We start from the raw sequence: 9,441 nt of genomic DNA on the forward strand, positions 1-9,441 counted from the left end.
TTTAAAGTGCTTTGCGTAACTTCTTTGATTTTTCTAACGCAATAATTATTTTGTGCAGAGGAGCTGAACCAAGCCCCATGGCAATACCTGTTAAAATTAAATGTAATACATGGTTCAGGTAACCGTTATTAATGCTTAAATCTGTGTACTGTTTGATGGCACAGATGATGTCAATATCAGCAGCAAATGCTAAGGCTATACCGAGTAGCATACCGTTGATTTTATTGATTAATCGGATAGTGAAATGTCTTACTCGTTCGGCGGAGATGGATAATCCGTCAGTGTCCGCTGCTTGTACAGGACGAAACCGTTGTAGCAGTTTAGTCAGCGCTTTGGTGCGCAGCTGCTCAATCTGGTTATCAGAAGCCGCAGACTGGTTTAATTGATAATGATGCATGGACGTTTGCAGTTTTTGAGCACTCTGATTCCACAAGTTGTACCAACCGTATTTGACTTCCAACAGGCGGTAAAGGCACATTAAAATTTCTAAAATACGCTCTACTAATAAAGAGATGAAAATAGCAGTAGCAACTAAAATAACGGATGAAGTGGCGCTGTCCATGTTGTTTGATTCCTAAGCCATTACGTAGGGCTTTAACTGAAATTGCTGACGTAAATTATCGATATTCCTTAGTGATAAGCTTTGTTGATGCTGGCGCAAAATAGCTTGCTGCAGTATCTCATGTGGAAACTGGTTGCCAGGGCATACGGTTTTTCCTGCTAACACATCACAGTGAGGAAGTATGTTTTGATTGAAATTGACAGGAATGGCATACAACTGAATCCACAGTTCAATTAAACAGGCCGCTGACTGTATTTGAGCGGAGGTAGGTTTTTTGTTGCCATAGCGGCCGTCATGGTTGCTAAAATCATCATCCGTTATTGAATGAAAGTTTCCATGCAGGGCTATGGCTAAACTTTGTTGATTGAATCCAATGCAATGATTGCCAGCGCGATCCCATCGGCAAAAGGGGTGGATCACACCGTCAGGCATTATGATTGCGTGATACGCTGTTAGCCATTTTTTACTGTCGATAAATTCACCAATAATGCCTTCAAATGCTAAGCCACTGTGCATCGCAGTATGATGATAAATAATCATATCCACAGGCTGTTGTCTAAGATGAGTCAACTCCAACGCATCCGGGTTAACTCCACCTTGATATATGATGGCAAAAGGGTTGGTATTTACCGGAGTATCGCTTTTGGATTTAACCTCTCTGGCTTCTGAAATAACTTTCCCGGTTTGTTTTTGTTGCGCGCTTATTTCTTCTAAATGCATTTTTTTGGTGGTTAAAAATGTGATCAGGACGTGCAGTGGTTGTGCCCCTCCTGCAATCACTATCCCGCTAATGACTTCATCCAGTAATTGTGCCTGAACAGACAGGTCGCTTTTCCCCAGAAGCATGGACAGCAGGTGTAATTTCATAAAAGACGTTGCCGCAATAGCCAGCCCAACCGCGCTAAGAATGTAAAACAGGTTTAGTTGTGCATTGAGTAAGTCGGCTTTTAGGGGAGGTGCAAGCGGTGATAAGGCGATTGAACTGTATTTCTCAAACTGGCTTTCATCCCAGTTTTCTTCATCAGCTAGTGGTATTACAGGGGACTGGTATTTTTGTTGTTGTGTATTAACTAAAGGAGGAATCTCCTGTGTTTTTTGTTCCAGTTTTTGCAGTAAGTTGTGGTATTTATTTATGGTTTTTTCAGCTTTTGGATTATTGATTTTTGACGTCAATTGTTGATAGCGGATCTGATTGATATTTGAACCATCAATGATGTGTTTTAGCCATTCAATAGCACGTTCAATTAACAGAGAAAATCCTGCTGCAACGGTCAGTGCCGTGATAATTTTTTCGATATCGGTTGGTGAAAAGGCCACGTTTTTCCCTGTTCGCTGTAATCTAATATCTTCCAATGCCATCGCTTGTGACCACAAATTGAATACAGCGTTAATTTTTAAAACGTAGCTGAGGAGCTCTGTTTCAGTATAGGCAAAAATGATTGGGTAATTGCAATAAAATTATACAGTTGCAATAAAAAATGTTGTTAATAGCAAAGTATATGAACTTGGCAGGATTTAGAGGGGACTCTGCTGTTTAATCATGTATGCTAAATCCTAAAAATGAAAACAAGGATAACCATGACAATTCACATGACCAAACGGCAGTTTTTAAAAACGGGGACTGCGTTATTCGCTTCGGCAGGATTAACCAGCATGGTTAAGGCTACACCTAAAAAAAATACTCCTGGTGTATTATCTGATATCACCAAAGACGCCAGGCCGATTAGTGAAAAAGAACGAAAACTTCGTATTGAAAAAGCTCAGCAATTGATGCAACAGCAACATTTATCGGCATTAGTGCTTGAACCGGGTGCGGCAATGGATTATTTCAGCGGCATTCAGTGGTGGCGTAGTGAACGGCTTACCGCATTAGTGATCCCCGCTAAAGGTGAAATAGCCGTTGTTTGTCCTTTTTTTGAGGAGCCGAGTATTAGGGAAAGTCTGGCTATTGATGACGATGTGCGAGTGTGGCAGGAGCATGAAAGTCCATTTGCGTTAATTAAAGAAATTTTGTTAGAACGAGGGGCGATAAACGGGCGTATAGGATTTGAACATTCAGTTCGCTATTTTGTGTTGGACGGGCTTCAAAAAGCTATACCGGATCTTGTGCATGTTAATGCAGACTCTGTTACCCGCGGATGCAGAATGATTAAAACGGCTCACGAAATAGCACTCATGCATAAAGCCAGCGAAGTTACGTTAAAAGCCTATGAATATGTTTGGCAAAACCTGGCCGAAGGCATGACTCAACAGGATGTTAAATCCATGATGCATAAGGCGCAACAGCAACTTGGCGGGCATGGTATCTGGAATATGGCGTTGTTTGATGAAGCCAGCGCTTATCCTCACGGAACTAAACAACAACATGTTATTAGAAAAGGCTCAGTTGTCTTAATGGACTGTGGCTGCAGTGTGCATGGTTACCAGTCGGATATCAGTCGTACTTTTGTGTTTGGCGAGCCTGACAAAAAAGTGCAAAAGGTTTGGCAAACTGTGCGTAAAGGCCAACAAATTGCGTTTGAAAATGCCAGATTAAATCAACCTGCCGGTCAGGTGGATGATGCCGTTCGAAACTGGTACACGGCACGGGGATTTGGTCCTGCCTATAAACTTCCGGGGTTATCGCATCGCACAGGACACGGTATTGGTATGGAAGGGCATGAACCGGTTAATTTTGTACACGGTGAAATGCAGGCATTAAAGCCAGGAATGTGTTTTTCAAATGAGCCGGGGATATATTTACCCGGAGAATTTGGTGTACGTTTGGAAGATTGTATTTATATGACTGAAAACGGCCCAGTATGGTTTACTGAGCCAGCTCAGTCTATTGAGTCACCGATTGGTAAATTGATGCCTCTGGCTGTGTAGTAATACTGAAATATAAAAGCAAGTTTAACGCATGCACCAATGCTGAACTTGCTGCTGCTTTAAAAATGCTTCCGCTTGTTCGCCCTGTAATAAGGCCAGTGTGGCAAGTAACCCCGCCTGAATACAATGTTCTGCTATGACAGTGACAGAGCGGGGAGCATTTTTTACCGGATAACCCGTATGAGGGTTAAGTATATGGCTGTAACGTTCACCATTTTTTAGCAGATAACGTCGGCTATCTCCGCTGGTTGCCATGCCGCCATGATAAAGTGAAAGCGTTTTTACAGCCTTATCCTGATTAAGTGGGTTTTCGATACCAATAACCCAGGGTTGTTGCCCGTCCCGGGCGCGGGTGATTTGTATATCTCCACCAAAATTTATCAAAATCGATATTGTTGGCTGGGCTTGCAGACAAACCTGAGCAACTTTGTCGACAGCATATTCTTTGCCAATACCGCCAAAATCGAGTTCGTAACCTTTAGGCATTCGAAGCTGATGTTGATCAAAGTGTATTTTTTGCCAGCCGATAAAAGGCATTAAGTCCTGCACCAGACTGTCATCTGGCAATTTGTCACTGCCGTCAAAACGCCATGCTTTACGTAATACACCCGAGGTAATATCAAACATGCCCTGACTTATTTGATAGCAGGTATCAGCGAAAGATAATAACTTAAAGGTTTCGTCATCGATCGCAACGGGGTTACCCTCAGCTGAATTAATTTGATGAACAATATTGTCGGGCAGATAGCGGCTAAACTTTTGTTCAATACGTTTTGTTTCCTGATAGGCCAGTGCAACTAATTGCTGTGCAACTAACATATCGTCTGTATCTATAAGTAATTCACAGGGGCTTGCCATGGCATAAAACCGACCACAAATGTGGCCGGTTTTATGCTCTAGAACAAATGGTTGTTGCATTAATGACTGTCCGCTTAATTAAAAGCTATAACTTACCTGAGCCATCAGTGCTTTAACAGACGGGAATAGATCCTGCTGTTGCAGCTGACCTGGTAGTGGCGTGCCATTGTTTTTCGGGTTCTGCTGATAATATTCGACTCTGAATGCCAGTTCATTGCCGGATTCCAGCGTCATGCCGTATTTTAATCCCAGTGTAAATGCTGTCATTTCTCCCAAACGATAATCTGCTGTTGCAAATGCCGGCAGGGGATCAGCTTGGGTTAAAAATGGCTGGTAAAAGTTGGCTGCACTTTGCTGATAAAAACGCACATGCGGTTGCAGGTAGCTATTGTCCGATAAATTAAAACGGAATTTACTGTCTACTGTATGTGAATCAATATCCCAGTCATCAGTTGCAAAGCGATATGACACATCGGCAACACCGGAATCAAACGCGTATTTGCCCTGAACAAAAATATTGTGTTTTGTACGATTGTCGGGGCGATTTTCGTACAAGGTGTTAACCGATGTCCCTGATTGATCCACCACACTCAGAACTTTAAATGGATCGGTCAGATAACCATCAACTTTGCTAAAGCCATAATTAAGCTGCATGATCATACGGCGGTTAATGGTTTGGGTGAGGCCAAACATTAAATCCAGTGTACTTTTGGTATCACTTCCGTCCTGACGTGTTAAATCGAAGGCGTTTTTATACGCATCTTCTGAGCTAAATTGTCCCTGATTTATTACCATGCCAGAAAATCCAACAGGGCGTCCGCCTTCTGGATCTATGGTGTCATTTGCATAAGAAAAACCTGCGCTGACTGTGGTGTTTTTATTGTTAAAATCCCGGGCTAAAGATGCATTAACCGCCAGAGACAAATAGTCATACTCTTTGGAAAAATGCACGCCTGAAGATACTCGGGTATTTTCCATAACAGGTTGTGTCCACTGCGCATTTAATTGTACGCGTGTGTCATGGAAAGTATCGTCCAGAGGAAGGGTATTGGCTTCAATCTGATATTGCCCATTGCCAGAAGGGCGGGTAAAGGTTTGTACTTTATCCTGCGGTACGGCACCTGAAGCGGAAGAGCCCGTTAATGTGTCGATAACCAGCTTGCCTGAAAAAATATGCTGATCGCCAAAGTCTTTACTGGCCGCAATAACACTTTCCACAGCAGAAACTCTGTCCTGCTCACTGTACAGTAATAGAGCAGTATCTATCTTCCAGCCATCTTCACTATTACCAGCAGCCTGAGCTACTGGTGTAACTCCCAACAGTGTGCAGCTAGCCGCCAGTAAGGCATGGCTAATATTTTTGTTTTGAGTTAATTGCATCCGCAACCTCCACCACTAAATGCTTTACCACCACTGGTTGCTTCTTTACTAAAATAAATGTGATCATCGAGTCCGCTGTCAACACTGTCGGCATCAAGTGCCATTTCATCTTTTGCCAGTAAATCACGTTCCCAGGGTTGTACTCCTAATGAGGCACAACCGCTGGTTGTTGCGACTATTCCTACTATAATTGCCAGACCAAAACGTTTTTTCATCACTTTATTACTCCATCTCATTCAGGAGCGTCGTTAACTCCTGTTCATAAGCTTGTTGTTTGTTGACAAAAAAGCCCTGATGTTTAAATCGGATTTGGCCTTGTTTGTCTATGACATAACTACTTGGCATGCCGGTTAATTTATATTGTTGGGCAATGTCTCCGTCCGGGTCATATTCAATAGCAAAGGACGGTTGGATACTGCTAAGAAATTTTTTAGCCTGCTCACTGTCGTTATCAAGATTAATCGCAATTACAATCAGGCCATCATCTTTATGCTGCTGATACATTTTTTCCATCCAGGGGAATGAAAGGCGACATGGGGCACACCAGGAAGCCCAAAAGTCGACATAGACAACTTTGCCTTTTAAGTCTGAAAGTTTGTCTGGCAAATTAGGTGAATGAAGCAAAAAGTCTGTGGCAGTTTGTGCAAAGCTGACAGGTTGGAATAACAAAACGCATAAAAAAACTACTGCACGTATCATCGATTTTAAAACCTATTAAAGCAGGATTGACCGTTACTTTAATGACAGTTTCTTAATTTTATCTTAATTAACCCATGCTTTTACATTTGCTCAACCTCCAAATAAATGCGGATTTCAGCCAAATTCAAACTCTAAATAAAGTTCGAATCACTTAACCTAAAAGGGCTTGGAAAAGAATGTAATTTAAATTATCTCTCTTTTTAAGTGCCTAAAACTATGACAAATATTTCAATTTTATTGTTGCAAGGGGAGAGTTATCTAACTATAAAGAACATGTCACTTTGCCGCTTGTCGCATAAATTGTGCGGTTCATCGTGTGACGGATAGAGCACTTAATGTCGTAAAACAAAAACAAAGTGCCAAAGACAACAAAACAAATGACTAGGATGTGATAATAATGAAAACTAAAGTATCAACACTTTCCCGCTCCATTCACGCATTATTGAGCGCAACTGCGACTTTCAGTCTGGTCGCTACCTCAATGGCTCACGCGCAATCTGAGACACCTGATAATGGCGCTAATGATGTGGAAAAAATTGCAATCGTTGGCACTCGTTCTGCGCCGCGGTCTGTAGGCGAATCTGCTGTACCATTGGATATCATTGGTGGCGATGAATTTACTGCTCAGGGCGCGACAGATATTGATAAAATGATGAGTGCTTCGGTGCCATCATTTAACGTAAATGACCAGTCTATCAACGATGCATCGTCACTGGTTCGCCCGGCTAACCTGCGTGGCTTGGCGTCTGATCAAACATTAATTCTGGTAAATGGTAAGCGTAAAAATCGCTCTGCTGTTATTACCTTTTTGGGGGGGAGTTTGTCAGATGGGGCACAGGGCCCGGATATTTCTACAATTCCATCGATTGCATTAAAACAAATAGAAGTACTCCGGGATGGTGCCGCAGCACAATATGGTTCTGATGCGATTGCTGGTGTCATTAACTTTGCGTTAAAAGATGACAGTGACGGAGGCACGTTTGAAGCCCGTTATGGCTCATTTTATGAGGGGGATGGCGACACTGTACAGTATTCAGGAAATGTCGGTTTACCTTTGACCAAAGATGGTTTTGCAAACCTAAGTTTCGAATACCGTGAGGCAGACCCGACAAGTCGCAGTATTCAGCGCCCTGATGCAGCAGCTATTGCCGCTGCTGGTAATACTGACGTACCTAACCCAGCTCAAATCTGGGGTAATCCTGAAATTAAGTATGATTATAAAATGTTGCTTAATACCGGACTGGATCTAGGTAATGACAAACAGGCTTATATGTGGACTACCTGGTCTGAGCGCGAGGCTGAAGGTGGTTTTTACTATCGTAATCCTCATACACGCGGTGGTGTCTATTCAAATGATGATGGTGAAACACTCCTGGTGGGTGATTTAACGCCTAATGATGGTATTGGTTGCCCAACCGTTGCGATTACTGACAACCGTCCGGATCAGGCTGCACTGGCTCAGTTACAAGCCGATCCAAACTGTTTTTCTTTCTATGAAATGTGGCCTGGCGGTTTTACGCCTAAATTTGGCGGAACCGTTTTTGACGCATCTATTGTGTTAGGTACCAAAGGGGAAATGTCAAATGGTGTGCACTATGACTTAAGTGCGTCTTTAGCTCGCAGTGAAGTAGAGTTTGCGATAAAAAATACCGTAAACCCGTCAATGGGACCTGATTCTCCGACAGAATTTAGCCCTGGCCAGTACAACCAAATCGAGAAAAATCTTAACCTGGATTTATCTTATCCTATTGAAGTTGAAGGATTATCTGATCCGGTTAATTTAGCCGGTGGTTTAGAGTGGCGTCGTGAAACATTCGAAATTCAGCCTGGAGATCCAGCTTCATTTGAAGTCGGCCCACTGGCTTATGATCCTATGACTGGTACGTCACAAGGCTTTGGTATTGGTTCAAATGGTTTTCCGGGGTTTAAACCTGAAGATGCGGGATCGTGGAGCCGCAGTAATATTGCCGCTTACGTGGATGTAGAAGCGTTTTTATCTGATGAGTTTATGATAGGTGCGGCGGCACGTTATGAAGATTTCACTGACTTTGGTTCAACTTTTAATGGTAAGTTGTCTGCACGTTACCAAATGACAGAAAGTCTTGCGTTACGCGGTGCGGTTAGTACTGGATTCCGTGCTCCGACAGTAGGGCAGAGTAATGTGCGTAACGTTTCTACAGCTTTTAATGCTGGTCGTTTGCAGGATCAGGCAACGCTGCCGCCAACACACCCTATTTCGGTACAAAAAGGTGGAACTCAGCTTCAGCCGGAAGAATCCGTTAACTACAGTATTGGTTTAGTTGGAGAGTTCGAAAGTGGTTTGTATCTGACAATTGATTATTTCAATATTAAAGTCACTGACCGCATCAGCCAGACATCCAGCCTGACCTTAACACAGGCAGATATAGATGCTCTGTTAGCTCTGGGACAGCGTGATGCCACCAGCTTCACCAGTATCCGTTACTTCACCAACGATTTTGATACTGTCACTCAGGGCGTTGATATTGTCTTAAATTACAGCATGGAGATGTTGGGTGGCGATACCAAGTTCTCATTTGCCGGTAATTATACTGATACACAGGTTCAGGATGTAGGCCCGGATGGTACTGTAGGTAACATTGGTGCAAACAAAGTGATGATGCTGGAAGATAACTTACCTGATACGCGTTTTAGTTTAACGGCAAACCATACTAATGGTGACTGGCGTATTCTGGCTCGGGTAAATTACTACGGTGATTACTTTGAGGATCACGTAGATGATGGTACGCCAGAAGCCCGGATTTATCCCGGGGCTGAAACAACTGTTGATGTGGAAGTGGCGTATAACTTCACTGACGAATTGAGTCTGATTGTAGGTGCACAAAATGCATTCGATAATCGCCCGGATGATAACCCGCTGGCTGACTGGGTAGGTTCCGCTTATCCTACAACATCACCTATGGGCATGGGCGGTGGCTTCTATTATGTAAGAGGTGTCTACAGCTTTTAATTAACCTGTGTGTCGTCCTGAAATAGGTTGACGGTTTTTCAAAGGCCAGTAGATTTTCTACTGGCTTTTTTCATTGTGCACTTGA

General features: G+C 42.9%; 8 protein-coding genes. 2 read left to right on the plus strand and 6 right to left on the minus strand.

The window, feature by feature from the left end:
* Position 1 precedes the first annotated feature (1 nt).
* Both H8B19_RS16665 and H8B19_RS19265 read right to left on the minus strand, forming a co-directional pair.
* On the minus strand, positions 2 to 562 hold the full coding sequence (locus H8B19_RS16665) for a hypothetical protein (RefSeq protein ID WP_186508066.1): 561 nt from the start codon (positions 560 to 562) through the stop codon (positions 2 to 4).
* A 12-nt stretch (positions 563 to 574) separates the two neighbouring features.
* On the minus strand, positions 575 to 1,879 hold the full coding sequence (locus H8B19_RS19265; RefSeq protein ID WP_186508068.1) for an N-acetylmuramoyl-L-alanine amidase: 1,305 nt from the start codon (positions 1,877 to 1,879) through the stop codon (positions 575 to 577).
* A 273-nt stretch (positions 1,880 to 2,152) separates the two neighbouring features.
* Here H8B19_RS19265 and H8B19_RS16675 point away from each other — a divergent pair, with 273 nt between their 5' ends.
* Entirely contained in the window at positions 2,153 to 3,430 is a 1,278-nt protein-coding gene (locus H8B19_RS16675; protein WP_186508077.1) for a M24 family metallopeptidase, read from the plus strand.
* 24 nt (positions 3,431 to 3,454) lie between these two features.
* Here the strand turns inward: H8B19_RS16675 and H8B19_RS16680 are convergent, their stop codons facing one another.
* From H8B19_RS16680 to H8B19_RS16695, 4 genes are read right to left on the minus strand one after another with little or no spacing between them, the layout of a single operon-like run.
* Positions 3,455 to 4,348 carry an FAD:protein FMN transferase gene (locus H8B19_RS16680; protein WP_241737650.1) on the minus strand — a complete coding sequence of 298 codons (894 nt, stop codon included), beginning with the start codon at positions 4,346 to 4,348 and terminating at the stop codon, positions 3,455 to 3,457.
* A gap of 18 nt (positions 4,349 to 4,366) precedes the next feature.
* On the minus strand, positions 4,367 to 5,668 hold the full coding sequence (locus H8B19_RS16685) for a DUF3570 domain-containing protein (protein WP_186508070.1): 1,302 nt from the start codon (positions 5,666 to 5,668) through the stop codon (positions 4,367 to 4,369).
* Positions 5,659 to 5,883 (minus strand): DUF4266 domain-containing protein, encoded by a 225-nt coding sequence (locus H8B19_RS16690; RefSeq protein WP_186508072.1) that lies wholly within the window; start codon positions 5,881 to 5,883, stop codon positions 5,659 to 5,661. Before H8B19_RS16690 ends, H8B19_RS16685 begins: the two co-directional genes overlap by 10 nt.
* 7 nt (positions 5,884 to 5,890) lie before the next feature.
* On the minus strand, positions 5,891 to 6,367 hold the full coding sequence (locus H8B19_RS16695; protein WP_186508074.1) for a TlpA disulfide reductase family protein: 477 nt from the start codon (positions 6,365 to 6,367) through the stop codon (positions 5,891 to 5,893).
* 397 nt (positions 6,368 to 6,764) lie between these two features.
* On the opposite strand from H8B19_RS16695, the gene H8B19_RS16700 reads away from it, so the two are divergent.
* Entirely contained in the window at positions 6,765 to 9,356 is a 2,592-nt protein-coding gene (locus H8B19_RS16700; RefSeq protein ID WP_186508075.1) for a TonB-dependent receptor plug domain-containing protein, read from the plus strand.
* Positions 9,357 to 9,441: the final 85 nt, after the last annotated feature.

The organism is Neptunicella marina, from assembly GCF_014270035.1.
Lineage (GTDB): Bacteria > Pseudomonadota > Gammaproteobacteria > Enterobacterales > Alteromonadaceae > Neptunicella > Neptunicella marina.

Excerpts from the sequence above, each read along its gene's own strand:
- H8B19_RS16665 (WP_186508066.1), bottom strand. The coding sequence starts at position 562 with ATGGACAGCGCCACTTCATCCGTTATTTTAGTTGCTACTGCTATTTTC.
- H8B19_RS16695 (WP_186508074.1), bottom strand. The coding sequence starts at position 6,367 with ATGATACGTGCAGTAGTTTTTTTATGCGTTTTGTTATTCCAACCTGTC.
- H8B19_RS16680 (WP_241737650.1), bottom strand. The coding sequence starts at position 4,348 with ATGCAACAACCATTTGTTCTAGAGCATAAAACCGGCCACATTTGTGGT.
- H8B19_RS16675 (WP_186508077.1), top strand. The coding sequence starts at position 2,153 with ATGACCAAACGGCAGTTTTTAAAAACGGGGACTGCGTTATTCGCTTCG.
- H8B19_RS16685 (WP_186508070.1), bottom strand. The coding sequence starts at position 5,668 with ATGCAATTAACTCAAAACAAAAATATTAGCCATGCCTTACTGGCGGCT.
- H8B19_RS16690 (WP_186508072.1), bottom strand. The coding sequence starts at position 5,883 with ATGAAAAAACGTTTTGGTCTGGCAATTATAGTAGGAATAGTCGCAACA.
- H8B19_RS16700 (WP_186508075.1), top strand. The coding sequence starts at position 6,765 with ATGAAAACTAAAGTATCAACACTTTCCCGCTCCATTCACGCATTATTG.